This is a genomic window from Polyangium sp. 15x6, assembly GCF_029960785.1.
Lineage (GTDB): Bacteria > Myxococcota_A > Polyangia > Polyangiales > Polyangiaceae > Polyangium.
Genome location: NZ_JASBQE010000003.1, coordinates 156,409 through 182,681 on the forward strand (window position 1 = coordinate 156,409; position 26,273 = coordinate 182,681).

General features: G+C 69.6%; 17 protein-coding genes. 8 read left to right on the plus strand and 9 right to left on the minus strand.

Annotated elements, in window-relative coordinates:
• The first annotated feature begins 46 nt into the window (after positions 1–46).
• The 5 genes from QHF83_RS03650 (at position 47) to QHF83_RS03670 (ending at position 6,582) form a co-directional block, all read left to right on the plus strand.
• The gene (locus tag QHF83_RS03650) at positions 47–1,306 is read left to right on the plus strand and encodes a hypothetical protein (protein ID WP_282416350.1); all 1,260 of its coding nucleotides are present in this window, start codon (positions 47–49) and stop codon (positions 1,304–1,306) included.
• Positions 1,307–1,409: 103 nt separating this feature from the next.
• The gene (locus tag QHF83_RS03655; RefSeq protein ID WP_282416351.1) at positions 1,410–3,545 is read left to right on the plus strand and encodes a sulfatase-like hydrolase/transferase; all 2,136 of its coding nucleotides are present in this window, start codon (positions 1,410–1,412) and stop codon (positions 3,543–3,545) included.
• 19 nt (positions 3,546–3,564) lie between these two features.
• Positions 3,565–4,665: an SUMF1/EgtB/PvdO family nonheme iron enzyme gene (locus tag QHF83_RS03660; protein ID WP_282416352.1), complete on the plus strand. Its 1,101-nt coding sequence runs from the start codon at positions 3,565–3,567 to the stop codon at positions 4,663–4,665.
• 45 nt (positions 4,666–4,710) lie between these two features.
• On the plus strand, positions 4,711–5,292 hold the full coding sequence (locus QHF83_RS03665) for a hypothetical protein (RefSeq protein ID WP_282416353.1): 582 nt from the start codon (positions 4,711–4,713) through the stop codon (positions 5,290–5,292).
• Positions 5,293–5,337: 45 nt separating this feature from the next.
• Entirely contained in the window at positions 5,338–6,582 is a 1,245-nt protein-coding gene (locus QHF83_RS03670; protein ID WP_282416354.1) for a guanine deaminase, read from the plus strand.
• Positions 6,583–6,625: 43 nt separating this feature from the next.
• Here the strand turns inward: QHF83_RS03670 and obgE are convergent, their stop codons facing one another.
• On the minus strand, positions 6,626–7,654 hold the full coding sequence (gene obgE, locus QHF83_RS03675; RefSeq protein ID WP_282416355.1) for a GTPase ObgE: 1,029 nt from the start codon (positions 7,652–7,654) through the stop codon (positions 6,626–6,628).
• A gap of 54 nt (positions 7,655–7,708) precedes the next feature.
• Here obgE and QHF83_RS03680 point away from each other — a divergent pair, with 54 nt between their 5' ends.
• The 3 genes from QHF83_RS03680 to QHF83_RS03690 all read left to right on the plus strand — a co-directional run bounded on the left by QHF83_RS03680 (position 7,709) and on the right by QHF83_RS03690 (position 13,537).
• A complete protein-coding gene (locus QHF83_RS03680; protein ID WP_282416356.1) occupies positions 7,709–9,160 on the plus strand; it encodes an ATP-binding protein in 1,452 nt (483 codons plus the stop codon).
• 264 nt (positions 9,161–9,424) lie between these two features.
• A complete protein-coding gene (locus QHF83_RS03685; protein ID WP_282416357.1) occupies positions 9,425–10,210 on the plus strand; it encodes a hypothetical protein in 786 nt (261 codons plus the stop codon).
• Between the two features lie 108 nt (positions 10,211–10,318).
• Positions 10,319–13,537: a serine/threonine-protein kinase gene (locus tag QHF83_RS03690; RefSeq protein ID WP_282416358.1), complete on the plus strand. Its 3,219-nt coding sequence runs from the start codon at positions 10,319–10,321 to the stop codon at positions 13,535–13,537.
• Here the strand turns inward: QHF83_RS03690 and QHF83_RS03695 are convergent.
• The 8 genes from QHF83_RS03695 to QHF83_RS03730 all read right to left on the minus strand — a co-directional run bounded on the left by QHF83_RS03695 (position 13,507) and on the right by QHF83_RS03730 (position 26,273).
• Positions 13,507–14,205 (minus strand): siderophore-interacting protein, encoded by a 699-nt coding sequence (locus QHF83_RS03695; protein WP_282416359.1) that lies wholly within the window; start codon positions 14,203–14,205, stop codon positions 13,507–13,509. The two genes, QHF83_RS03690 and QHF83_RS03695, sit on opposite strands and share 31 nt — an antisense overlap.
• A 122-nt stretch (positions 14,206–14,327) precedes the next feature.
• The gene (locus tag QHF83_RS03700; protein ID WP_282416360.1) at positions 14,328–15,497 is read right to left on the minus strand and encodes a porin; all 1,170 of its coding nucleotides are present in this window, start codon (positions 15,495–15,497) and stop codon (positions 14,328–14,330) included.
• A 177-nt stretch (positions 15,498–15,674) separates the two neighbouring features.
• A complete protein-coding gene (locus QHF83_RS03705) occupies positions 15,675–16,280 on the minus strand; it encodes a hypothetical protein (protein ID WP_282416361.1) in 606 nt (201 codons plus the stop codon).
• Entirely contained in the window at positions 16,277–17,002 is a 726-nt protein-coding gene (locus QHF83_RS03710; protein ID WP_282416362.1) for a sigma-70 family RNA polymerase sigma factor, read from the minus strand. The genes QHF83_RS03705 and QHF83_RS03710 overlap by 4 nt, the downstream gene beginning before the upstream one ends.
• 62 nt (positions 17,003–17,064) lie before the next feature.
• Positions 17,065–18,591: an NADH-quinone oxidoreductase subunit M gene (locus QHF83_RS03715; RefSeq protein WP_282416363.1), complete on the minus strand. Its 1,527-nt coding sequence runs from the start codon at positions 18,589–18,591 to the stop codon at positions 17,065–17,067.
• Positions 18,592–18,614: 23 nt separating this feature from the next.
• Entirely contained in the window at positions 18,615–20,177 is a 1,563-nt protein-coding gene (locus QHF83_RS03720; RefSeq protein ID WP_282416364.1) for an NADH-quinone oxidoreductase subunit M, read from the minus strand.
• A gap of 2 nt (positions 20,178–20,179) precedes the next feature.
• Positions 20,180–22,345 carry a proton-conducting transporter membrane subunit gene (locus QHF83_RS03725; protein WP_282416365.1) on the minus strand — a complete coding sequence of 722 codons (2,166 nt, stop codon included), beginning with the start codon at positions 22,343–22,345 and terminating at the stop codon, positions 20,180–20,182.
• A complete protein-coding gene (locus tag QHF83_RS03730; protein WP_282416366.1) occupies positions 22,338–26,273 on the minus strand; it encodes a putative inorganic carbon transporter subunit DabA in 3,936 nt (1,311 codons plus the stop codon). Before QHF83_RS03730 ends, QHF83_RS03725 begins: the two co-directional genes overlap by 8 nt.

Sequence of the window (26,273 nt, forward strand, 5' to 3'; positions counted from 1 at the left end):
GCACGCCGGAGCGCCGCGCCCCGAACCTTCGCCTTCTCGAAGCGCCATGAGCCGGCCCCGCCGCGTGCTCGGCGCCCTGCTCGCCACGCTCGTCTCGATCGGAGCTGCGAGTTGCCTCGGCGTCCTCGACCTCGACGGCTACGCTTCCGCGTCCGAGGCGCTCTGCGATCTGCTCGAGCGTTGTTATGGCGACGCGGGCTTCGCCAAGTGTGAGGGGCACGTGAGCTCGCAGCTCGCGGTGGCGACCGCCGAGGGCAAGGCGAGCTTCCTCGATGGGCTCGCCGGCTGCCTCACGGATTGCAAGAGCGCGCGCCGTTGCCTCGACATGCCCCCGATCTGCCGCGACCCCCGGCAGAGCTGCACGACGAACGAGCAATGCTGCGGCTTCTCGGGCGGCGCCGCCGTCTGCAGCCGGCAGAGCTGCTGCGTGACGACTGGCTCGTCCTGCAAGGACGACGTCGACTGCTGCACCGGCAAGTGTGAAGGCGATCCGCCGACCTGCGGCGGCACCCCGTGCGTCGCGGCCGGAGAGCCCTGCGCCGAGAGCTTCGAGTGCTGCAGCGGCGTCTGCCTCGCCTCGGGCGTGTGCAGCGCGGACACCTGCTTTCCCGACGGCTTCAACTGCATGGGCGACGTCGATTGTTGCTCGGGCCTCTGCGACGGAGGCATCTGCACGCAGCCCAAGTGCACGCCGGACGACGCGCCTTGCCTCGCGGACGGCGACTGCTGCAACGCCGCCGGCTGCGACGAGACGCTCGGGATCTGCGGCACCGCGGGCTGCCTGCCGCTCTCCGCCCCCTGCTCTCCGACGGGGCCCGATCCGTGCTGCGGCGACCTCTTCTGCAAGCCCGGCATCGAGCGCTGCGTCGAGCCCTCGGCGTGCACCGAGACCGGCCAGCAATGCGACTTCGACGACGAGTGCTGCACCCTGCGCTGCCAGGGCACGTGCCAGTGCGCGAACGACGGCGAGGGTTGCTACGAGAGTTACACCTGCTGCAGCGGCTCGTGCATCAACGGCCAGTGTGGGCAGTGCAGGCAGGAGGGCAGCTTTTGCTCGAAAGCCACGGACTGCTGCGCGGGCATCTGCAGGGGGGGATCCTGCTGCAAGAACGCCGGCTGCAACCACGGCATCTGCCAGCCCGGCGAAGCCCTGACCCCGACGAGCTGCGCCGAGAGCGCGGTCGAGATCCAGTGCATCCAGGCGATCTGCGACAACGACCCCTATTGCTGCTGCGATACCTGGGACGACAACTGCGTCGGGCAAGTCGCCGCCGTGTGTGGTCTTTCGTGCCCCGCGGCGCCCTGAGTTTTTCCGGCCTCGGGCCGCGCCGGTTTCGTCTTTTCGGCTCCGTGGCCTGGTGCTACGCCCTCGCCGTCATGGGCCCCTTCCGCACCCACATTCGCCTCTCATGACGAAGACCGGCTGGACGATGCGCCTCGGGGAGGCGTGCGTGCTCGCGCTCGCGGTCGCGGCTTTTTCGGCCGTTCCCACCGCGCTCCGGACGAGCGGCGCGGGCGGGACGTTCCTCGACGGCTTGCTCGTGGGTACGGCGGCGCTCCTGCCCCTCGTCACGCTCTCCATCGTGCTCCTGCGCGCCGCGGGGCGCGGCCTCCGGGGCGTGCTCGGCGCGGGCGCCGGGCCCACGGCGGCGCTCGGGATCGCGCTCTGGATCGGGCTTGCGCTCCCGGCGCTCGCCGTCCTCGCGGGCCTGCTCAAGGCCCTCACGCATCACCGCGGCCTCGGCGGCGCCACCTTCGGCGTGCTCGGCGCGTTCGTCGTGGTCGCCTGCGCGCTCGTCGCGCGCCGCATGGTCGAGATCGGCCAGGGGCTCGTCGCGCGTGGCGTTCGCCCGCTCCACGTCGCGGCGGGCGGCGCCGTCGTCTCGGTTCTGCCGCTTCTCGTCGTCGCGGCTTGGCTTTATCGCGCGTCGGGCGGCACGGGCGCCGCGTCCGTCAGCGCGGCGCTCGTCGACCTCGCGATCGCCGTCCTCGCGACCGCGCTCGTCGCCTCCATCGAGCTCAGCGACAGGCTCCTCAAGCTCGCCTCCGCGTTCGGCGTCCCCTTCGCCGCGGTGCTCATGATCGCAGCCTCGGCGCGGCTCGAATCGTCGCCGCCGCTCGGGCGCGCGGTGCAGGCGGGCGGTGGCCTCGCGGCGACGATGCTCTCGGCCCTCGAGCGCTGGACCGATCGCGACGGCGACGGCATGGGCGCGCATTTCGGTGGCGGCGATTGTGATGAAGGCGATCCTCGGCGCCACCCCGGCGCCGAGGACGTGCCCGGCGACGGCATCGATCAGGACTGCAGCGGCGCCGACACGCCTCGCCCCGAGGCGCCGGCGAAAGCCCCCGCGGCCTCGCCCGGCTCCGCGCCGCCTCCGTCGTCGGCCACGCCTGCGCCCGCGCCTGCGCCGTCCGCGCCCGCGCCTGCGGGCAAGGCCCTCGATCCTTCGCGCCCGGACATCCTGCTCATCACGCTCGACACCGTGCGCGCCGATCATACGAGCGCGTACGGTTACGACCAGAAGACCACGCCGCACCTCGAAGAGCTCGCCGCGCGCGGCGTCCTCTTCGAGCATGCGTACGCCACGGGCAGCGACACCCAGCGCGCGCTCGCCCCGCTCGTCTCGGGCAAACCCCTCTCGCAGACCCCGCACAACCGCCGCGAGTGGCCCACGCTGGCGGACGAGATCGACACGGTCGCCGAGCGCATGAAGCGGGCCGGGTATGCGACGGCCGCCGTCGTCTCGTTCACGTGGCTCAGCGAGGATCGTGGCTTCGCGCAGGGCTTCGATCGGTTCGAGCCCGTCTATCGCGAGGAGCACCCCGAGCGCAGCGTCACGGGCGCGCTCGCCACGCGTGCGGCCCTCTCCGTCCTCGAAGACCTCGGCAAGAAGGACGCGCCGATCTTCCTCTGGATCCACCTCTTCGACGCGCACGAGCGTTACCTCGAGCACGCGGGCCTGCGCTTCGGCCGCGGCCAGGAAGGCCTCTACGACGGCGAGATCGCCTTCGTCGACAAGCAGATCGGGCAGATCGCGGCGTTCGTGTCGAAGTGGAGCCGCGCCTCCCGCGTCGCGTGGATCGTCCACGGCTCCCACGGCGAGGGCTTCGACGAGCACGGCGACAAGGGGCACGGCTCTTCGCTCTACGAGGAGATGATCCGCGTGCCCCTCGTCGTCGCGCTGCCCGGGGGACGCCCGGGTCGATACGGCGACGGCGCGGTCAGCACGCTCGACGTCGCTCCCACGGTGCTCGCCTTGGGCAACGCGCCGCTCGACGGCGTCTCGGGCGTCTCGCTCCTGCCTCACGCGCGCCTCGAACCGAATGCGCCGCGCCGTCCTCCCGTGCTCGCGTATGCTTCGAAGCGGGTCGCCTTGATCGATTGGCCCCTCAAGCTCATGGTGATCGAGCGCAAGAAGCAGAACCGCAACTTCCTCTTCGATCTCGGGGCCGACCCGCGCGAGACGAAAGACCTCTCGGAAGGCCGTCCGGACGACGTGGCCCGGCTCGTGAAGCTCGCCACCGAGATTGCACCATCACCCTAGCGAGGCGCGTCGAACCGTCATGCCCGCAGAAACCTCGTCCCTGCCGCCTGCCCCTGACCCGGAGCCGACCCCGCGAGGATCACGCACCGTTCATGCCGTCGTCGGCGCGAGCGTGCTCGCCTGCGTCGTTGCTTCCGCCGTGGGCATCGTCAAGTTCGCCGCCAAGCAGGATCTGCCGCTCTCGCTCGCGCTCGGCGCGATCCGCGGCGTCGTCCCGCGCAAGCCCACCCATGAGTGGCGGCTCGTCGGGGGCAAGCACTGGCAGATCGTTGCGCCTTCCGTCGAGCCGACCGAGACCACGGACATGCTCGAGGCGAACCGCCGCGCGTGTCCGGGCGGCATGGTCGAGGTGAAGGGCACGATGAAGGTCGACCCCTCGGCGACGGCCGCCTACGACGGCAAATCGGTCGAGGAGCTGCAGAAGAAGACCTGCACGAAGTGGATCAACCGCGACTACCCCGAGCGCTGCGCCGAGTTCGACCGGGACCAGTGGCTCGCGCTCTCCAAGGAGCTGCCCACGAAGCCCATGCACTTCTGCATGGATCGCTTCGAGTATCCGAACCGGAAGGGCGATTATCCGGTCATCATGGTGAACTTCCACGAGGCGAACGAGCTCTGCGCCGAGCAGGGCAAGCGCCTCTGTGACGAGCTCGAATGGACGTTCGCCTGCGAGGGCGAGGAGGCGCAGCCCTATCCGTACGGCTACGTGCGCGACACCGAGGCGTGCGTCATCGACAACAAGTGGCGCCCCTACAACGAGCGCGCCATGCAGCCCCGCGACGGCCTCGCCGCCATGAACGAGCTCGACCGCCTCTGGCAGGGCGTCCCTTCGGGCTCGCGTCCGCGCTGCAAGAGCCCGTTCGGCATCTACGACATGACGGGCAACGTCGACGAGTGGACCAAGAACGTCCGGAGCTGGGAGGCCCACGCCTCCATCCTGAAGGGCGGCTACTGGGGCCCCGTGCGCACGCGCTGCCGGCCCTCCACGCGCTCGCACGACGAGAACCACACCTTCTACCAGCAAGGCTTTCGCTGCTGCGCCGCGGTCGGGACCACCCTCGAAGCCAAGAGCGAGAGTGCGGATCCTGCCGTCGCGCCCCTGCCGCGGGAGCTCAAGTAGCCGCGGGACCTGCCGCGCCGCCCGCTCTGGCTTATCCTCGACCTCGTGACGACCTCCTCCGCGCCCCCGCCTCCTTCCCCCGAAGGCCGTGCTCCCGCGCCGCGCCAGGGGCGCTGGATCGACACGCTCACCACGCTCCTCCTCGTCGCGACCGCTTGCTTCGTCGCCGTCTCCGCGACGCCTGCGCTCCTTCGCGCCACGGGCCTCGCGCCGTTCGGCCCTTCGGGCGTGCTCCGCGCGCCCCTGGGAGGACAGGCGACCGAGCCGCACCCGATCGGGGCCGGGCTCGCCGAGGATGACGAGGACGACGACGATCATGGCAGCGAGCCTCTCCTCGGCCCGCGCTTCGATCCTTTCCGCGACGGACCACGCGACTCGGCCCGCCCTTCGGATTCCGCGCAGCCCGACGAGGGCGCGCCGCGTGGCCGCATGCGGCCTGCCGTCGTGCGTCACAAGGCGACCTTGCGCCTCTCGGCCTCGGAGGACGCCGATCCGACGGGGGAGGTGAACGTCGGGGATTCGGTCTTCGTCGTCCGCGAGCAGGGCGAGTGGGTCCTTGTCTTGCAAACCGGCGCCGAGGGTGTGCTCATGGGCTGGACGCAGAGGAGTCAGCTTGCGATTCGTTGACCATTCTCGGCTTTTCATGACGTGCGGCGCGCGAGGGGGACGAGCATGAAGCGGGCATTTCGCGGCAGGGTCATGACCGCGTGTTCGGGCGGCGAGGGGCTCCGGTTCCTCGACGACGGCGTCCTCGTGATCGGCGAAGACGGCCGCATCGAGGCCGTCGAGCCCTGGACGGGCGCGCCGAACGGCGCCCTCGTGCGCGACGCTCGTCCTTTCCTCCTCGTGCCCGGGTTCGTCGACGCGCACCTGCATTACCCGCAGACCCGCGTCATCGGCAGCGCCACGGGCCCGCTCCTGCCTTGGCTCGAGCGCACCGTCTTCCCCGAAGAAGCGCGCTTCCTCGACGAGCGCCACGCCTCCGCCGTCGCTGCCGAGCTCACGCTGCGCCTCGCGGCGGCCGGCACCACCACGGCCGTCCTTTATTCGAGCTCGAACCCCGCGGCCACGCGTGTCCTCTTCGAGGCCCTCGCGCGGAGCGGCCATCGCGCCTTCGCGGGCCTGACCCTCATGGATCAGCATTGCCCCGAGCCCCTCCGCGTCGACGCGGAGCGCGCGCTCGCCGCCTGCGCCGAGCTCGTCCAGGCCTACCACGGCCACGATCGGGGCCGCCTCTCCTTCGTCATCACCCCGCGCTTCGCGCCCACCTGCTCGCGCGCCTTGCTCGAGGGCGCGGGCCGGCTCGCCCGGGAGCACGGCCTGTTCGTCCAGACGCACCTCTCGGAAAACCTCGACGAATGCCGGGCGGCGCTCGCCGTGCACCCGTTCGCCACCGATTACCTCGACATCTACGACCGCACCGGCCTCCTCGGCGAGCGCACGCTCCTCGCGCACGCCATTCACCTCTCGCCGGACGAATGGGATCGTATCCGCGCGCGCGGCGCGCGCGTCGCGCATTGCCCCGATTCGAACTTCTTCCTCGGCAGCGGCCGCATGCGCCTCGGCGAGGCGCGCGCCCGCTCGATTCCCGTCGCCCTCGGCACGGACGTCGCCGCAGGCCGCACCTTCGACGTGCGGCGCATCATGTCCTCCACGTACGACAATGCGATGTGCATCGGCGACCCGATCACCCCGGAGGAGCTCTTCCGATTGGGCACGCTCGGCGGCGCCGAGGCGCTCGGGATCGCGCCCGAGACGGGTAGCCTCGAGGCGGGCAAGGACGCGGACTTCTGCGTGATCGAGCTCCCCGCCTACGTGGAGGAGCGAGGCGACGTGCTCTCGCGCATCGTCTTCGGCAGCGACACGACGCCCGTGCGGGAGACGTACGTGCGGGGGCGTCGTGTCGTGGGTGGGTGAGGGGCGCGATTCAACGTAATGACCGGAAAAACGCGCCGCTCGTTCAGGCGGAGCGCCGGCCCTCGGTCACCATCTGCCACAAGGCCGCGATCAGCTCCGGCATCCCTTCCCCCGTCGCCGCGCTCACGAGGTGCAGGTCGATCTTCGCCCGCTTGAAGCGCTTCCGGATCGCCGGGTACGCCTCTTTCACCTCGGGCAGGTCCGCCTTCGAGAGCGCCACGATCTCCGGCCGCGCCGCGAGCGCCTCGCTGTATTTCGCGATCTCCTTCCGGATCGCTCGATAATCCTTGAGCGGATCCCGCCCCTCGCCCGGATCGATCGTCACGAGGTGCAAGAGCGCCCCCGTCCGCTCGAGGTGCTTCAGGAACCGCGTCCCGAGCCCCACGCCTTCGCTCGCGCCCGGCACGAGGCCCGGGATGTCCGCGATCACGAAATGCGTACCGCCCGCCCGCCTCCCGCCGCCGATCTCCACCACCCCGAGCGTCGGCGTCAGCGTCGTGAACGGGTAGTCCGCGATCTTTGGCCGCGCCTTCGACACCGACGCGACGAACGTGCTCTTGCCCGCGTTCGGGAAGCCCACGAGCCCCACGTCCGCCAGCACTTTGAGCTCCAAGCGAAGCTCTCGCTCCTCGCCCGGATCTCCCTTCTCCGCGCGCCGTGGAGCTCGCTCCTCCGCGCTCTTGAAGTGGATGTTGCCTCGACCCCCCTTGCCCCCGCGCGCCACGACCACACGCTGCTCGTGCGCCGTCACGTCCGCGGTGAGCTCGCCCGTCTCGGCATCGTAGATCTGCGTACCGAGCGGCACGCGCTCCACGCGGTCCGCGCCCCCGCGCCCATGACAGTCCGAACCTTGACCGTGCTCGCCCCGCTCCGCCTCGATCGTCCGCGCGTAGACGAAGTCGAGCAGCGTGCTCATCCCTTCGTCGCCGACGAGCACGACGTCGCCCCCGCGGCCGCCGTCGCCTCCCGACGGGCCTCCGAAGGGAATGTACTTCTCCCGGCGGAAGGCAACGGCCCCGTTGCCGCCGCTGCCTGCTACCACCTTGACCCTACACTCGTCGACGAACCGCATGGCGGCGCGGCTTCTACCACAATGATAGGCATACGGGCAGCGGAGGAGAGGAAATTGGCGGCACGGATCCTCATCGTCGACGACAACCAGAGCCTCGCGAAGAACCTTCGGGACGTCCTTTCGGGGGATCCGGACCTCGACGTCGAGGTCTCCCTCGCCGAGACGGGCGCCGAGGCGCTCGGGCGGGCTCAGAAGGACGGGTTCGAGGTCGCCGTCGTCGACGTCAAGCTCCCCGACGGCAGCGGCGTCGACCTCATCGGCCCCCTGCGCGAGGCCTGCCCGCATGGCGAGATCGTCCTCGTCACCGGCAACGCCACCGTCAACACGGCCATCGCCGCCCTCCGCGCCGGCGCCTTCGCGTTCATCCTGAAGAACTTCCGCCCCGCGGAGCTCATCTCCACCGTCGCGCAGGCCCTCGAAAAGATCGCGTTGAAGCGCGAGCGCGAGGAGTTCGAGCGCCGCTACCGCGCCATCGTCGACGCGGCGGACGTCCTCATCGTCGGCCTCGACGCCGCGGGCGACATCACCCTCTGGAACCCGCGCCTCGCGGCCATGACCGGCGTCTCCACCGAGGCCGCGCTCGGCGGCGGCTTGCCGGACAACATCATCGACGAGGACGCGCGAAAAAAATTCTGCCAGGCGTTCGCCGCCGTTCGTGATGGCGGCGGCGCGAGCGAGATCGAGGTCGGCGTGCGCGACGCCATGGGCGCGATCCGACGCGTCCGCTGGCACCTGAGCCCCGTGCGTGGAGCGGGCAAGCGCATCGAGCTCGTCTACGGCATCGGGATCGACGTGACCGAGCGCCGCGCCCTCGAACGACGCGCGGCCGACGCGGAGGCCTTGAACGCGATGGCGCCGCTCGCGCTCGGGCTCGCGCACGAGATCCGAAACCCGCTGAACGCCGCCGTGCTCGAGCTTCACCTGCTCGCGCGGGGCATCGAGCGGCTCGAAGCGCCGGCCGCGCGGGATCCGATGCGGGCGCGCGTGCGCATCGTGGAGAGCGAGATCAAGCGCCTCGAACGGCTGCTCACGGACTTCCTGGAGCTCGCGCGGCCGCGTGCGCCGCAGCGCGAGCCTCTGGATCTCGGCCGTGTCGTCGACGAGGTCCTCGACCTCGAGGCCGAGGCCATCGCCGCGCATGGGCTCGAGCTCGTGCGTGAGCTCGCGGCGGGCGTCGTCGCGCTCGGCGACGTGGAGAAGCTCAAGCAGGTCGTCTTGAACCTCGTGGTGAATGCGCTCGACGTGATGCCCCAGGGCGGCGTCCTGCGGGCGCGGGCGGGCGTGGACGAGCGCGAGGCGTGGCTCTCCATCGGCGACACCGGGCCGGGCGTCGACCCCAATATCCTCGCCGAGATCTTCGACCCGTTTTTCACGACGAAGGCTGCGGGGACCGGGCTCGGGCTCGCCATTGTGCGAAAAATCGTCGATCAGCATGGCGGCCGCGTGGTCGTCGACACGAAAAAGGGCGAAGGCACCACGGTCAAAGTGATTCTGCCGAGGGGCTGACCGCGCGCGAGGCGAGGCCAGCGCGCCTCGGGGAAAACCTTCAGGCCTCAACGTCGGCCCTACAGTGGCGCACCGAGGGTGCGTTGTTTTTGCGGTATGCCGGCTCCTCTTCCGTTCCCACGGCGTGGAAGAACCGCTGATACTGGATTCGTTTCATCCTCCTGTTTCGGCGGAAGGCGTTAATGCGGCATTGACAAGGGTTGCCGGTTTTCGCTATCCTGAAACATGGTGGCGATCTTTGCTCCCTAACGCCGGAGATGCTTTATGAAGCTGGGTCATATTGCATGGTATGCAGCGATCCTCGTGGCGATGACCGGGTGCGGCGGCTACGAGGGAGAAGGCTGGGACGAAGGCGACGTCGTCGCGGCGGAGCAGGAGGTCGGGAGCACGAACGGCTTCGAGGCCATCAATGGCCTGCACAGCGGCAATGGCCTGGGCAGCGACAATGGCCTGCATACCGGCAATGGCCTGCACAGCGGCAACGGCTTGCACAGCGGCAACGGCCTGATGGCGTCGGCGCAAGGTCGCAAGACCGTCGAGTACATCGTCAAGTGCGCCCTCCCCGCGGGGCGTACGATCACGAAGTACGACGAGACGCTCACGGATCACACCTACAGCGGCCTGCTCGGCGTCGCCCCGGAGTGGGAGAACGACGCTTGTGACGAGGATTGCCAGGAGAGGATGACCGCCTGCCTCGGCGCGCACCTCAATACGACCGGCCAGCACGTCTCCATCTTCCTGGTGGGGAACGAGGCCGAGTTCCCCAGCATCGGCCCGGACACGAGCGGGGCGTATCCGACGCGGGAGGGCGCCTTCTTCGGCAACATCTTCAAGAGCCCGCCGGAGTTCCATTACTGCAACAGCGACGGCGCCGTGACGTCGCCCGTCCCGGGGCGCATCGGTTCGTCCGGGCAGAAACAATACGACAATCCGTTCTCCGGGGCCGGCTTGTGTGCGGACAACTGCGTCGCGTTCGACGCCCCGCACGCGTCGGCGGGCTGGAAGTCCTGTGGTGGCTTCGACAACGTGATCACCGTCTATCGGCAGTGATTCCGTTCTCTCGGCGAACGCCCGGCGATGGCCGGGCGTTCGATCGCGCAATGCTTCCCCATGGTTCGTGGCGGCCTTGCGAGCTGCCATCGTAAACTCACGCGACGAATGACCTACGCGCGCGGCGACGAAATGGCGGATACGCTCGACGCGGGTGCGGCGAAGAGCCACACGCGCCTCGGCACCGGGGAGACCGGCGAGGGCCGTGTACCGCCCGCCGCGCTGCGGGAGCGATACGAGGAAATCCACCTCATCGGCGAAGGCGCGATGGGGACGGTGTTCCGCGGCTGGGATCCGCGCCTCGGCCGCGCGGTCGCGCTGAAGCTCCTGAAGAGCGACGACCCCGACGACACGCGGCGCTTTCTGGCGGAGGCGCGGGCGCAGGCGCGCGTGCAGCACGACAACGTTTGTCGCGTATACGAGGTCGGCGAGGCCGACGGCGAGCCGTACATCGCGATGGAGCTCATCGACGGCGTGCCCCTCGATCGCGCGCACCCCAGGATGACGCTCGAGCAGAAGGTGAAGGTCATTCGCGAGGTCGCCGCGGCGCTGCACGAGGCGCATCGGCTCGGCCTCGTCCACCGCGACATCAAGCCCGGCAACATCATGGTGATGACGGCCGAGGACGGCTCGCTCAAGCCTTACGTCGTCGATTTTGGTCTCGCCCGCGAGGTCGCGAGCAGCAGCGGGGAGACGCTCAACAATGCCATCGTGGGCACGCCGTCCTACATGTCCCCCGAGCAGGCCGAGGGGAAAACGACGCTGCTCGATCGGCGCACGGACGTCTACAGCCTGGGCGCCACGCTTTACGAGCTCATCGCGGGCCGGACGCCGTTCGTCGGGGCAAACGCGATGTCGATCCTGACGAAGGTCATCCTCGAGGACGCGCCGGGGCTCGGGAGCATCCGGCGGGGCGTGCCCACCGAGCTCGAGACCATCGTGATGACGTGCCTGCAGCGAGATCCTTCGCGGCGGTACGAATCGGCGCGGGCGCTCGGCGACGATTTGCAGCGCTTCCTCGATGGAGAGCCGATCCTGGCGAAGCGCGCATCGCTCGCCTATGTCGTTTGGGCGAAGGCGCGGAAAAACCGGGCCGTCGTGCTCGTCGCGAGCATCGGGCTCTCGGTCGCCCTGATCCTCGGGGGCATGTGGGTGAACGCCGCGCGACACGCCTCCGAGCAAGCGAGGCTCGCGCGTGAGCTCGGCGAGGACGTGAAATACGCCGAGCTCTTTCTTCGGAGTGCATACGGTTTTCCCGCGCACGACATCGAGCGCGAGCACCGCGTCGTGCGGGCCAGGCTCGCGGAGATCGAGCGCCGGATGGCGGCGGCCGGGCGCGCCGGCGAGGGCCCCGGTCATTACGCGCTCGGCCGCGGGCACCTGGCCCTGCACGAATACGAGACGGCGCGGAAGCAACTCGAACGAGCGTTCGGGGCGGGGTACACGAAGCCCGAGGTGCATTACGCGCTCGGCCTCGCGCTGGGCGGGCGTTATCAGGAGGAGCTCGACGGCGCGCGTCGCATCGAGGACGGGGCGGCACGCGAGGCCGCGATCCGGAAGGCCGAAATCCGCTTCCGCGACCCGGCGCTGCAACACCTCCGCGAGAGCGGCGGGACCGAGGTCGAGTCGAGGGCGTACATCGAAGGGCTCGTCGCGCTTTACGAGAAGCGCTACGACGACGCTGCGGCGAAGGCGCTCTCGGCGGCGGAAGAGTCTCCCTGGCTTTACGAGGCGAAGAAGCTCGAAGGGGACGCGCGGTTCGAGGCGGGTATCACGGCGAGCGAGAGCGGGCGCCAGGAGGAGGGGCGCCGCCTCTTCATGATGGCCATCGAGGCGTATCGGGTGGCGTCGGCCATGGCGCGCAGCGACGCGGCCGTCCACGAGGCGCTGGCCGGATCCTGGATCCAGGTCCTTTGGCTCGACATATGGGAAGGGCGCGACGGACGCGTCGCGTTCGAGTCCGCGCTCGCCGCGTGCAGGGACGCGCTCGCGGTGAACCCGCGGAGCGCCAATGCGTACAGCAAGCAGGGCCGTGCCTATTACCACATGGGCGACCACCAGCTCCGCAGCGGGGGAGATCCTCGCCCGACGCTCGAAAAGGCGGCCGAGAGCGGGCTCGCGGCCATCGAAAAAGCGCCGGGCGACGCGATTTCGATGGACGGCGTCGGGATCGCCCACGTCTACATCGCGAAGTACGAGCGCAGGATCGGGCTCGATCCCGTGCCCTCGCTCGAGCGAGCCATGAAGAGCTTCGACGAAGCGAACCGCGTTCAGCCGAGCTTCGCCTGGGCCTGGAGCGACGCGGGCATCGCCCTCCAGATCCGGGCGGAATACGAAGCCGACCACGGGCTCGATCCTCGCAGGACGCTCGACGAATCCGTCGAGCGGTACGCGCGGGCGGGGAAAGAAGACCCCACCTACACCGCAGCGTATTCGAACATGGCGTTCGTCCTGGCGAGCCGCGCGAGCTACGAGCTCTCGATCGGCCAGGATCCGCGCCCGTCCGTGCAGCGCGCCGTCGAGGCTTGCGCGAGCGGCGCGGAGATCAACCCGAAATGGCTGCCCATGCTGAACAACCGCGGCTGGGCCGAGCTCGTCGCCGCGCAATACGAGGAGGCCACCGGCGCGGATCCCACAGCGACGCTCGATCGCGTCGAGGCGAGCTTCCAGGTCTCGCTCGATCTCAACGAGGACGAGGCCGATACCCATTTCGGCATGGGCGCCGCGAAGCACGTGCGCGCGCTCTACCTCCTCCGCACGAATGCCGATCCGCAAAAGGCGCTCGACGACGCCCGCGCCGAGCTCCGTCGCGCCGCGCAGCTCGACGCGCGGGAACCTGCCATTCGGCTCGAGCTCGGCCTGCTCACGATGACCATGGCCCGGCGCGCGGCGCTCCGCGGCGAGGACACCTCGGTTTTGCTCGACGAGGCCGAGCGTGTCCTCCGCGAGGGGTTGCGCATCAATACCCGCCACGCCCCGCTCCACGCCGCGCTCGCCGAGCTCCTCGCGCTCCGCGCCGAAAGCCGGACCGCGGACGACGCCTCGCGCGAAAAACTCGTCGCGGAGGGCCTCGCCGCCGCCGACGAGGCGCTCCGGCACAACCCGAAATGGGCTCTCGCCATGGCCGCCAAGGGTGTCCTCCTCGCGCAGCGCGCCCGCGCCGGGAAGGACGCCGCCCGCGCCGACGACACGCGGCTCGCCGTGGAATGGCTCGACAAGGCGATCGCGACGAACCCCCTCTTGCCGCGCCGCTTCAAGGACACGAAATTCTTCGAATCGTCCCGCGGGCCCCGCGTCTACAGCCCTCGCTTCCCCTCCGCCCAGTAAGCCTTCGTTCGAATGCTCCGACGCGGAAAGCCTCGTCGCAGGAGCCGCTCGCGTATGCGGATGAGCGAGCCCGTATGCCCCGCGAGGTAAAAGCAAACGTCCGCGCTCTGCGCCGGCTCGTTCGCTTCGAGCCATTGCAAGAGCGCGTCGCCGCGCTCCCCCGTCCTTTCTGCGGCGGAGAGATCGAGACCCACGAGCGCGGGCCAGCCACCTCCTCCACGCGCCACCTCGACCGCGCCGATGCATTGCCCCGGCGCCGCGCGCGCGAAGCACGCGAAGAGCCCGAGCGCGGTCTCGTCGCCGAGCAGCACGTGCTTGGAAGCGTCTCGCAAGACGAAATTCCCGCCCGGCCCGAGCACGTTCGTGGTTTGCCCCCGGCGTAGATTCGCGGCCCAGTGCGAGCCAGGGCCTTGCCCGTGCAGGAAAAACACCACCTCCATGGTGCCCGCGCGCGCGTCGTACGCGGAGGGCGTGTAATGCCGGAAGGCCCGATCACTCACGCGGAACTCCACCTCGTGACCGGCTTTGAAGGTGACGCCTCGCAGCGCCTCACCCTCGAAGCGCACCTTGCGGAGCTTCGACGCGAGGTCTACCACCCCCGTCACCTCGGCGCGGCGACCGAAACGAGGCTCCAGGACATTGGCGAGAAAAGCAGGCATCTCGGGCATGGTCGGCACCCTCTGAGACCGGACTTTACCCGTTGTTGATGAACATGACAATGAAAATCGTTTTCAACTGCGGTCGAGATCTTGCTGGGGTGGACAGCCACAGATCCCGTGCTCCATCTCCCCTAGATCCAGAGCTGCACCTGGAAGGTCAGCTTGTGGTTCGTACCGGCCGCGTACCCGTCGGCCGTCTTCGCATCGGTGCGTAGCCACATGTAACGCAAGCCCATCTTGAGGTGGTTGCCCACGATGTACCCGTTGAGCAGCCCCTCGACGCTCCGCTCGGTGTCCGGCTTCGACGTGTCCGGATCCATCACGCCCGCGCGCGCCGCGATCTCGAAGCGCTTCGGCACCACGAAATACCCCGCTTGCGCATACCCCCCGAATCCCTGGATTCGCTTGCCCTCGTCGGGCTGCACCTGCCTCGCGTACGCCTCGCCGAGGAACGTGAACCGATCCCAGGCGATGAACACGTCCGCGCCCGCGGTGAGGCGCGTCTCGGCAGGTAAGGCCACGGTCGTCTGCTGGCCCGTCGCGGGGTCCGTCTGCTGCTTCGTGGGGTGCGCGCGATCGGCGATGCCATTGACGCCGATGGAGATCCCGAAAGGAACGGCGCCGCGCAACGAAGGCGTCTCGTCGTACGGCATGGCCCGCACCGGGCTCACCGCGAGGCGGCCGATGCCCATCACGGACGTGTCGTCGTTGCCGCCCTTGTCGATGCCGTTTCCATTGAATGCGCCCGCGTAATATTCGAGGCGCCCCTTGCCGGTCGAGCCGAAGAGCATCATGCCGGTGTCGCGTCCCGCTCTGAATCTCTCGTTCACGCGAGAGAAATCGGGGAACTGGAGGATCGGCACCGGCGTGAAGAACGCCCGGCTGAACGGCGTCAAGAACTGGCCCACCTTGATGCCGAGCTCCGGCATCGGCTGCCAGGCGATTTCGAGGTCGAGCAGCTTCGGCGTGGCCGTGGCGAGCTCGGGTTGCACGAAGAAGCGGACCTGATCGTGGAATGCGCGGGCCCGGATGTACGGGCGTACGACGGCCACGTTGAAGCCATCACTCGAGAGCCCGTCGCTGTTCGAGATCAGATCGAAGCGCGTCTGGCTGAGCACGCCCGCGTCGAGGACGAACTTATCCTGCGCGGTGCGAAAACCGAGCCCGTCCGCGAGCGAGGCGTGAAACTCGAATTCGTCGCTCTTCGCGGGCGCGTCGGCGCGGGCGGCGGGTAGCGCGAAGAAGGAGGCCAGGGCGAGCGACGCGAGGCCGCTCGCGAGCGCGCGAATGCGATGAGACACGATACCTCCATCGGTCCGCAGCGCGGACGTACCAGGACGAACGATCGCGCCGCCAAACCCGGGTCGGCGCGACATGACGAGCCGAAGACGCCGCGCAAAAGGGCGCGGCACCCCGGGGCTCGGATGATTATCTTTCCATCGATGTGGCGCCGGGGTGTTCCCCGCCGCCGAAGTATTTCAATCGCGGCTGGCCGTCAGGACGAACTGCTCGCGGAGCGCGGCCTTCTTCGATTCGTGCCGGACGTGAATCTCGTAGCGGCCCGGGTGCGCGACGGCGATCCGCAAAGGCACGCCTCTACCATTGTGATGCGTGAACTTGTGCACGCAGCGCGCCTCGACACAATGCCGTTCGAGCTTCGTCTCGCTCTCCGACGGGAGCTCTACGCGCACGTGCGTGGGCACTTCCAGGCTCACGAGCGCCGGCTGATCGTCGTGGTGTTGCGTCTGCAGGTGGAGCTCGGTCCAGGCATGCCCCGCCTCCGGCAAGGCGACGGCGCGCTCCTCGACGCGCACGACCTCGGCGGCCTTCGAGCGCACATGCCCCCAGACGCCATAGACGAGCGCCGCCGCGAGGGCCATCGCGGGCACGAGGCGTACGAAGGCCGAGCCGCCGCTCTGGCGGGGTTTGGCCGGGACATTCGTCGTGCGGCGTTCGGAGGCCGAGCGCTCGGGCAGACCCGAAAACGTGCGCTCGACGAGCGATTGCGGAGGCTTGATCTGGCGGAGGGCGCGAATCTCCTCCTCGAGCTTCTCGGGGAGCGGGGGCAGGTCTTTCGAATTCATGTCGATTCCTCCTCCTCCCTCGCCGGCGTTTCGGGCTTCGCCGCCACGAGCTTTTCATAGGCCACGCGCAGACGCGCGCGCCCGCGGGCATGTCGGCTCTTCACGGTCCCCTTGGGGACACCGAGGATCTCGGCCACGCGATCGTATCCGAGCTCCTCGATGTCGCAGAGGACCACCACCGTGCGGAACTCCTCGGGCAAGGTCTGCAGGCACGCGAGGAGCTGGCCCGCGTGCTCGTTCTGGATCACCTGCGCCTCGGGGCTCTTTCGCTCGTCCTCCGTTCCGAATCCGAACGCCGACGCGCATGCATCGACGAATTGCTCGAAGAGCCCGCGCCGCCGCGCCTCGGTCCGCCGCGCCTCCAGGTGCTCGTGCCGGGCAATCCCGCAAATCCAGACCACGAGGTCGCTCCGGCCCTCGAACGAGGCTGCGTTCGCGTAGGCCTTGATGAGCGTGTTCTGAAAGAGATCGTCGGCGCGGTCGCTGTCGCCCGAGAGGGCGAGGCAGAATCGATAGAGCCGTGGCAGGACCGGGCGAACCGCCGCCTCAAACTGCGCGCGGCCTTCCGCGAGGGACGTGGATTGCGGAGCGGCCATGGAGAACCCGTCGAGCATCGGCGACGACGGGGCCACTCTAGCGTAGTCGAGACGCGGGGCCACCCCCGGAAAGCGGAAGATCTGTCCTTCCGCGGAGAACGCCCGTGATTCGGAGGTGGCGCGCATGTCCGGAGTGGGACGGAACGAGCTCGGCCCGGGTTCCCGGGCGGGCGCGGCGGAGCGCGTGATCACGGGTGCGCGAGGGCGGCGGAGGTCCCGGGGCGCGCGAGGGCCTCGGCGCTCGGGCCGACGATCGCGAGCAAGGGCCGCGGGTACAGGCCGACCACGAGCACGAGAATGGCGAGGCACCCGACGACGCCCCATTCGAGGGGACGGAGGTCTTTCATCGAGGCGACGCGCGGGCGCGTCACCGGGCCGAGGAAGACCTGCTCGAAGACCCGGAGGACGTAGGCCGCGCCGAGGATCGTGCCGAGGAGCGCGAACCCGAGCAGCGGGAGGCTCGTTTCATAGGCCGAGAGCAGGACGAGGTGCTCGCCGGGGAAGCCGCTCGTGCCGGGGACGCCGATGCCGGCGAGGCTCAAGAGCAAGAACATCACGGCCGCGCGCGGCGCTTTCTGGGCGACGCCGCCGAGCGCCGAGACCTCGGACGAACCCACGCGGCTCTGCAAAAAGCCGGTCAGGAAGAACAGGCCGGTCGCGGACAAACCCAGGTTCAGCATCGCGAGCACCGCGCCGGAGAGGCCCTCCGCCTTGCCCGACGAGATGCCGACGAGGACGATGCCCACGTGGCTCAGGCACGCGAACGAGAGCATGCGCCGCAGGTTTGGCTGGACGAGCGCGACGAGCGCGCCGTACACGACGCCCGTGACGCCGACGGCGCCGAGGAGCCACGCATAACGCGCCGTGGCCTCGGGGAGCAGCGGCACGAGGAAGCGGAGCACGCCATAACTTCCGAGCTTGAGTCCGGTCAAAAGCACGCCGATTCCCACGGGGCACTCGCGCAGCATCGTGGGCATCCAGGTGTGGAGCGGGACGAAGGGGCCCTTGACGGCGAAGCCGGTGAGCATCGTGAAGAACACGATCGGGCCGATCGCCGCCGGGACCGGCCTCGCGCGGAGGACGAGCCAGTCGAAGGTGTACGGATCGGCCGGGCTCTGCCGGCCCCCGACCGCGAGCAGGATGATGCCGAGGAGGAGCGGCCCCGAGGCGGCCAGCATCGTGAGCACGAACTTCATCGCCGCATACCGGCGCTCGGGGCCCACGCCCCAGAGGCTCACGAGGAAATAAATGGGGACGAGCGACGCCTCCCAGAACACGAAAAAGAGGACGAGGTCGAGCGACGAATAGATGCCCACGACGATCGCGGAGAGCGCGAGGAGAGACGCGCAGAAGCCGCGGGCGCGGGTCTTCACGTCGTGAAAGGAGGCGACGAGCACGAGCACCGTGAGCATCGAGGCGACGGGCAAAAAGAGGACGCTCATGCCGTCGACGCCGAGGTGATAACTCGCGCCGAGCGTGGGCATCCACGGGCGCCGCTCGGCGAATTGCACGTCGGGCGTGCCGGGCGAAAACCGCGCGAGCACGAAGACCGAGAGGAGGAGCTCGATCACGGCGCCGGTGAGCGCCGTCCACCGCGCGCGTTTTTCATCGCCGATCGCGAGGACGAGGATCGCCCACGCGAGGGGGAGGAAGATCAGCGTGGAGAGGACGGGAAAACCGACCTGATCTGCGGCGAAGATCTCGCGAATTTGCACGACGAAGCGCCTCCCGAGCGCCCTTACGGGGCGCCCTCCCCGTGCATCACGAGGGACGAGTGCGGTTTGGCGTGCTCGAGCCGCGTGGACATGGCGCGGATCGAGCCGTCCACGACCTCGAGCAAGGGGTGAGAGAAGAGCCCGAGGCCCACGATGATCGCGCCGACCGCGCCGGCGATGACGAGCTCGCGCGGGCCGAGGTCACGCACGCTCTTGCCGCGCGTCGATTTCGCTTCGGCCACGGGAGAGCGAGGCGGGGACGCGGCGGGGGCGAGGAAGGCGCGCTGGAAATAACGCAAGAGGTAGGCGGCCCCGAGCAAGCTGCCGAGGCCGACCGCGATGGCCATGATGCCGTGCCGCGCGCCGAGCGCGCCCACGACGACGAGGTGCTCGGCCTCGAAGCCGCTCGTCCCAGGCATTCCGATCGTCGAGAGGCCGACGAGCAGGAACGTGAACGAGAGCAGCGGCGCGCGATGCGAGAGCCGCGCGGCGCGATCGATCTCGGTCGAGCCGAGGCGGCGGTGCAAGAAGCCCGCGACGAAATAAAGCCCGGCCGCGCTGAGGCCGACGTTCAGCGTGACGAGCAGCGCGCCCGACAAACCTTCCACGTTGAGCGCAGAGAGCCCGACGAGCACGGCGCCCGTGTGCGCGAGGCAAGCGAACGCGACGAGGCGACGCAGGTTTGTCTGGACGAGCGCGAGGAGGGCGCCGTAGAGCATCCCGACGACGCCGAGGATCGCCAGAATGGAACCGTGGCGATGCGCGGCGACCGGGAGGAGCGGGACCACGAAGCGCAGGAGGCCGTACACGCCGAGCTTGGCGCCGACGAGGAAGACGCTCACGCCCACGACTGGGCCTTCGGCCATGACGGGCGGGAGCCAGCCGTGGAAGGGAAAGAGCGGGATCCGGACGGCGAAGCCGAGGACGAAGAGCCAGAACGCGAGGGATTGCGCCCGCGCCGGCGCGGGCATGTCGAAGAGCGCGTCGAGGGAGAATCGACCGCCGGTGACGCGGCCGAGGACGATCGCGCCGGCGAGGACGAGCAGGACGCCCATCGCATTGAGCGCCGCATAACGACGCGCCGCCGCGTGCCTCCCCGGCCCCGTGCCCCAGCTCCGCACGAGCAGCGTGCCAGGTACGAGCTCGAGCGCGGCGAACACCCAGAAGAGCAGGAGATCGAGCGCGACGAACGCGCCCATGAGCGTCGACTGGAGGCAGAAGATCGCGGCGAGGTAATGGCCGGGCCGCTCTTTGGATGCGACCTGCGCGTGAAGGATGACGAGCAGCGCGAGCAGCGCCGTCAGCGGCAGAAAGAGGACGCTGATGCCGTCGACGCCGACGTGATAGGCGAAATGGCCGAAGAGCGGGACGCGCTCGACGAGCTGGAGCGCGGAGGTGTGCCGCTCGAACCGGGCGACGACCATGATGGCGAGGACGAGCTCGAGCGCGGCGCCGCCGAGGCCGATGGCATACACGTGGCGCGCGTTTTTCAGGGAACGGACGAATGCCGCGGTGAGGAGCGGCACGAGGACGAGCGCGCTCAGGACCGGGAAGGGCAAGGCCGAGGAATAGGGAATCTCGTTCATGGTCAAACGGCCCAGCGGACGACGACGAACAGGGACAGGACGACGAGCGCCCCGACGACGACGGGCCTCTCGAGCAGCGCCTCGACGTGATCGAGGGTGCGTCCGATGAGGTCGCCGGTGATCGGAATGCCGCGGCCGATCGCGCGGCGCACGATGTGCTTCTCGACGAGGTGCGCGAGCGCCGCCGCGTATTGAAGGATCCGGCCCGCGATGCCGCGGCCCCGCGCGAAATCGTCCTCGGCGCTGGGCGCCGGGGGTGGCTCTTCGCCGTGCGTGAGCGCAGCGCCGCCCGTGGTCTGGCGTTCGAGGGCCGCGCGTACGGCCGCGAAAGGATCGGCGTCGTCGATCTCGCCGGCGAGGACCTTTTCCTGGAACGTCGCGAGCGGCGCGGGCGCGTCCTCGGGCGAGAGCGGGCGGCCGAAGGCGCGATCGAGGAGCGAGGCGTCGAGGCGGTCGAGCGCGCGGCCGAGGCGGAGAATGGGCGCGACGAGGAAGCGCTCGTAAAGAGGTTCGAGCCAGAATCGCGCGAGCGCCGTGACGTAGAGGCCACGCAGGCGCGTCGGCAAAATGCCCGGCCGCTCGGGCGCGGCGCGGTGGAAATAAAGGGCCGTCGCCCAGCCCGCGACGAGCAGGCATCCGAGCAGGAGCATGAGGCCGAAGGCCCAGAACGGATGCGCGGCGCGGCCGAGGCCGCCACGCTTCAGCAAGGGGTCGAGGACGAGGTGAAAGAGGCCGTGCGGCCGTCCTCCGGGCGCGAGGCCGAGCGAGAGGCTGACGGCGCCGACGACCGCGGGGGCGATCCACGCCGGGCCGAATTCGACGAACGAGGAGACGGTCTTCCACTCGGCGCCCTTGCCGGCATTCGCGAGGCCACGCTGCGCGAACCGGAGGAGATAATGGCCGCCGCAAAAGAGGGCCATTCCAGTGCCCGCCGCGGAGAGGAAGGCGCCGGGAGAGAGCGGCGCGTCCGGGCCGGCCCAGATCTCCGTGAGGAAGGGCAATGCGAGGACGCCGAGCAGGCCCGCGAGCAAGAGCCAGAAGGCCGGCTCGATCTCGCCCGCGACGGGGCGCTCTTCGCGAGACGGCTCGTCGCGCGTGACGAGGAGCAGGGTGCTCGGCGCCGTGAGGAACTGCGCGCCGCGGAGGAGCGCGTGCGCGAAGAGGTGAAACAGCGCAATGCCGCGGGCCCCGAGCCCGACCGCGAGGAACATGAGCCCGAGCTGGCTCACCGTGGAGAAGATGAGCCCGCTTTTCGCGTCCGTCTGCACGAGGCTCACGAGGCCGCCGTACAGCGCGGTCGCGGCGCCCATCGCAGCCATCGCGCGCAGCACGTCGGGCGCGTGCACGAGCACGGGGTTCATGCGCAGCACGAGGAAGAGGCCCGCCGTGACCATGACGGCGCCGTAGAAGAGCGCGCTCGAAGGCGTCGGTCCCTCCATGGCGCGCGAAATCCACGGCGAAAACGGGAGCTGCGCGGATTTCGCAGCCGCCGCGACGAGCAGGCAGAACCCGAGGGCCGAGAGCGCCCCGTGGTTCGTGGTCTCCGCGGCGCGGAAGAGCGACGAATAGCTGACCGTGCCGAGCTCGTGCCAGGCGATGAAGATCGCGCAGAGGAAGGCCGCGTCGCCGATGCGGTTCGTCACGAACGCATACGTCGCGGCCCGGGCCGGCGTCTTGCGTTGGTAATGGTATCCGATGAGCAGGTACGAGGCGAGGCCCGCGCCCTCCCAGCCCACGAACGTCATCACGAGGTTGCCGCCGAGCACGAGCAGGAGCATGGCGGCGAGGAAGAAGCACATCACCGCGAAGAACCGGGGGAAGCCGGCCTCGCGGTGCATGTAATTCGTCGAGAACCCGAGGACGAGCGCGCCGAACCCGGTGACGAGCAACGCGAGCGACGCCGAGAGCGGATCGAGCAGGAGCTCGAGCGGGGCGCGATACGAGCCGCTCTCGATCCAGGGCGCGACGAAGATCGTCGCGGGCGCGGCGCCGAGCGTGGAGCGCACAAGGAGCGCTCCGGCGCCGAGGAAGGAGAGCAGGGCCGCGCCGACGGCGAGCCGGCTCGTCGTGCGCTCCCGAAGCGGGCGCCCGCCGAGGGCGAAGAGGCCGATGAGGACCGCCGCGACGAGCGGGAACAGCGGAATCAGAATGGCAAGACGCTCAAGCATGGGCCACCCGGGAACGCGCGGGGCGTTCGTCCGGACGAATGAACGCCGGGGGGAGGAAATCGAGCGTGCCCGAATACCAGGCCGCGGAGCTCTTCACCGTCTTCACCGGGAGGCCCTGCGGCTCCCACGGGATGAAGCCCTTTCCAGGCTGGAACGACATGCATTCGCCCGTGTCCGGATCCATCGCGACGAGGTGGACCCACGCGTTGCCCACGAGCTCGCGGATGCTCGGCTGCTTTTCGTAGATCTTGCCGAGGATCTCGGTCTTCGCCACGACGAGCATCAGGAGCCGCATGGGCTCGTGGATCTCGATCATCTGCTTGGGCAAACCGGTCCTGAGATCCCCCGAGGCGCCCTCCATCACGCCGATGAGCCCCGCGACGTTGTGGGGGACCTTCGTCCCGCAGCCATACGTCGTGTTGTCGACCGTGGAGAAGTAGTATTCGAGGCTGATGCCCGCGCCGACGGGGCCGGCGGCGAGCAAGATGCCTTCGAGGATGGTGCCCTCGGGGTCGATGGACGGATCGTACGAGATCAAAAAACATCGGCGGTCGAGGAAGACGCCCTGCGAGATCGTTCGAGGTCCAACGATGGCGAACGCGTTCGTCGCGTGGCCGAGCTCGGGGCGCGCCTGCGAGAGGTCCGCGGCGCGGCCGACCACGTGCCGGAGCGCGCGCGCCGGCGTGGGGTTTTTCGGGGCCGACTCGAACTTGCGGCACCGCTCGTGCGCAGAGCGTTCCCGGGCCTTCTGGAGCACGCTGCGGAGTTCGTCCACGGCGGGGCGGAAGGCGTGCGGGACGTCGACGAGGTCGAAATAGAGGATCTCGTCGGTCGCGGTGTTGTGCTCGGTTCCGAGGAACCAGGTGTCGTCCGGGATGTCGATGCCTCGCTCCCGCAGGATCGCGCGGACCTCGGGGTTGTTCGCCATGCGCGCGAAGACGCGGGCATTCGGGCCGCCGTGCTTGCCGCTGCAGGCACCGCAGTCGTACGCGGAGAGGTGGGGGTTGTTGCGGCTCTCGGAGCCGTGGCCGGAGAGCATGACGAGCGGCGCGAAATCGCGGACGAGGCCGATGATCCGGAGGAGCGACGTCACGCGATCCGCCTGCTCGGTGAGAGTGAAGTGGGTTTTTCCGAGAGCGCCTTGTTTTGGTTCCGAACCTTTTTCGCGTTCCCGATCGAGCGGCACCTCGGTCTCGACGGCGGGGAGCGCGGCGTCCTTCGCGCGGCGCGACATGCGATCGAACGCGCGCGGGAAGAGCAGCCGGCCGAGGACGGGGAAGAGCGAGAAGAACCCGAGGATGTCGATGACGAAATAGGAGGAGACCGGGTTCCGGGTGACCTCGCGGATGACGTCGCGGAGCGCCGCGAGCGCGCGCATGCGGAGCGAGCGCGAGGCCCACGCGGGCATCGCCTCGGGGCGCGGGACCTCGCAGAGCTCGGCCGCGGGCGTCGCGACGATCGGGCAAAGCGGCACGGCCTCGCGCGCGCCGAGCCCCTCGTACGCGATCGCCACGCCGAAGAAGCCCGCCGCGCCGAAGGTCTCGTACGAGGGTCGGAGCTCCTCGACGTGCCGGCGGATGGATTCCTCGCGATCGTCGAAGCAGAAGACGATCTGCGCCTCGCGCCGGCCTACGTACGGCTTCTGCGCGCGGACGTTCGTGGTGAGCGCCTCGAGGACGGCGTCGCGGTAATGGATCTCGTAGGCGTTGTGCCAGATCGGCGTGATGGTGTCGGGGTCGCACGCGTCGAGCGCGGTGAGCAGGCGCGTGACCCCGTCGAACGAGGTCGCGCGGAGCTCGCCCGGCGAGACGCCGAGGTGCTGCGCGAGCAAGAAGAGGCGGAAGCCGTGATGGCGCGCGGAATGCCCGGCATTCACGTGCTCGGCGCTCTGCTTCAGGTCGAAGACCATGTCGGCCAGGCGAAGGAGCGCCCCCGCGTCGCCGGCCGCGGCGGAGGCGGATCGCGCCTCGAACAGGGCGCGCGCGCGCTCGGCGAGGAAATCGGGCAACTCGCCGAGGAAGAGCGCATGCCGGACGAGCAGCTCCGGCAGGTGGTTCGTGAAGGAATGGCGGAAAGCGTCGATGTCGCCGTCGTGCCCGAAGGCGCGGAGCGACGCGCGCCGCACGAAGAGCACCTCGTAGAAGAGGCGTACGGCGAGGAACTGGATGAGGTCGATCGGATGCGCGCGCTGCGCCGGGTAATCGGGGTGCGTCTCGCGCCAGTGCACCATGCCCGCGAGCCCGGGCAAACCCACGCAAATGCGGCGGAGATAAGGCCCCCAGTGCGGCTCGGGCACGCCGAGGCGCTCGAGGCTCTGGAGGATCGCGTCGACGGCGAGCGGCGGTAGCTCCCGCAGCGCGTCGCGCGCGCCCGGCAAATCTTCGAGTTCGAAGAATCGGTCGTGCTCGGCCATCTTGCGAAACGCGTCGTAAAAGCCGAGCGAGCGGCCCGCGACGTGCCAGGCTGCGAGGCCCTCGTCGAGGAACGCCATGGTCACGCGCATGATCTGCGGGTGAATTTTCTCGTGGATGTCCTCGCCCGTGAGCGCGAGGAGCAAATCGCGGTGGCACGTCTCGGGGCCGACCTTGCCGATGTGCTCTTCGAGCCGGCGCGCCGCGTGCGCCATCATCTGCTGACGAGGATCCCGCGCGGTGAGCTCGGCGATCAGGCTCTCGCTCGACGGCGGCCCGCCGAACGCGGATTCGAGCGCGCGGAGCGCTTCGAACCCGCGCCTTCGCAAATGATCCGGGCCGAGGTCGTGCACGACGGTGAGGCAGAGGCGCGCGATTTCGCTGGTCGCCGCGCCGGCATGGGGACCGAGCGCGCCGTCCCGCTCTTCGAGGTGCGCGCGCACGGTGTCGCGGATTCGTGATGCGAGCTCGGCGTCGAGCGGAATGGCCGGGCCGCCCCAGGCTTCGAGGTGCTCGATGCGCTCGAACAGCGCCTCGATCCGCGCGCCCACGGGCTCCTCGGGCGTGAGGTGCTCGGCGTGGATCGGGGAGAACGGGTCGGACAAACCAAAGCTCGCGAGGCTCGCGCGGAGCAAGGAGAGGACGGCGAGGCCCTCGGGATCACGCCGCACGCGCTCGGCGATCGCGGCGAGCGTGCCCTCGACGCCGAAATGCGCGAGGAGCACCCGGCGCACCTTGCGCACCTCGGCTTCGAGCCAGCGCTCGGGGCGGTTTTTCGCGGGGCTCGCGGCGAGTTTGTCGCGGACGAGGTCGAGGTATCCGGCCCGCGCTTCCTCCGGGATGCAGAGCGCGTCGAGGGCGCGCGTGACGGCATCGGGATCGGCGCCTTCGTCCGTGGAGCCTTCGAGGCAAGCCTCTTCGAGCACGGCCGCGGGGACGGGCGTTGCGAGGAGATCGGCGAGGAGGTCGGCCACCGTGAAATCGCGGCCGACGCGGGCGAGCGCGGCCTCGAATTCGCGCTTCGCTGCGGCGAGCAGGCGCTCGCGGGCCTCCTTGGAGAGCTCGGGGCGGAGCGTGGAGAAGAAATCAGGCCCGAAGCGCGACTCGGCGCTCTCGCCGGGTTCGAGCGGGTCGAGGCCGTGGAGCCATGCGAGGCGCTCGACGTCGCGCGTGGTGATCGTCCGGTCACCGATGCGGATCACGGGCTCGGGCTCGACGTTACCCTTGCGCTCGCGGCGCGCGCGTTCGAGGTCCTCGTCGGTGATCCGGCCGATCGCGTAAAGCCGCCGGTACTCGTCGAGCGGCAGATACCCGCGCCCGCCGAGCACGCGGCGCGCCTCCAGGACGGCCTCTTCGAAGTGCAGGTGCTGGAAGCCGTGCAGCGTGTTGTGGTGGATGAACGTCTCGATCGGTCCCTGTCCGGGTAGGACGTGGGCGATGTGGTGGATCTCGTGTTCGAGGTGTTTTCTCGATTCGACCGAGATGCCGCGCATGACGGCGGAGGGGAGGGCGCGCAT

Bases quoted from the DNA above. Each gene is read 5' to 3' on its own strand.
- QHF83_RS03650 (WP_282416350.1), top strand. From the start codon at position 47: ATGAGCCGGCCCCGCCGCGTGCTCGGCGCCCTGCTCGCCACGCTCGTC.
- QHF83_RS03655 (WP_282416351.1), top strand. From the start codon at position 1,410: ATGACGAAGACCGGCTGGACGATGCGCCTCGGGGAGGCGTGCGTGCTC.
- QHF83_RS03660 (WP_282416352.1), top strand. From the start codon at position 3,565: ATGCCCGCAGAAACCTCGTCCCTGCCGCCTGCCCCTGACCCGGAGCCG.
- QHF83_RS03670 (WP_282416354.1), top strand. From the start codon at position 5,338: ATGAAGCGGGCATTTCGCGGCAGGGTCATGACCGCGTGTTCGGGCGGC.
- obgE (WP_282416355.1), bottom strand. From the start codon at position 7,654: ATGCGGTTCGTCGACGAGTGTAGGGTCAAGGTGGTAGCAGGCAGCGGC.
- QHF83_RS03685 (WP_282416357.1), top strand. From the start codon at position 9,425: ATGAAGCTGGGTCATATTGCATGGTATGCAGCGATCCTCGTGGCGATG.
- QHF83_RS03690 (WP_282416358.1), top strand. From the start codon at position 10,319: ATGACCTACGCGCGCGGCGACGAAATGGCGGATACGCTCGACGCGGGT.
- QHF83_RS03695 (WP_282416359.1), bottom strand. From the start codon at position 14,205: ATGCCCGAGATGCCTGCTTTTCTCGCCAATGTCCTGGAGCCTCGTTTC.
- QHF83_RS03705 (WP_282416361.1), bottom strand. From the start codon at position 16,280: ATGAATTCGAAAGACCTGCCCCCGCTCCCCGAGAAGCTCGAGGAGGAG.
- QHF83_RS03710 (WP_282416362.1), bottom strand. From the start codon at position 17,002: ATGCGCGCCACCTCCGAATCACGGGCGTTCTCCGCGGAAGGACAGATC.
- QHF83_RS03720 (WP_282416364.1), bottom strand. From the start codon at position 20,177: ATGAACGAGATTCCCTATTCCTCGGCCTTGCCCTTCCCGGTCCTGAGC.
- QHF83_RS03725 (WP_282416365.1), bottom strand. From the start codon at position 22,345: ATGCTTGAGCGTCTTGCCATTCTGATTCCGCTGTTCCCGCTCGTCGCG.
- QHF83_RS03730 (WP_282416366.1), bottom strand. From the start codon at position 26,273: ATGCGCGCCCTCCCCTCCGCCGTCATGCGCGGCATCTCGGTCGAATCG.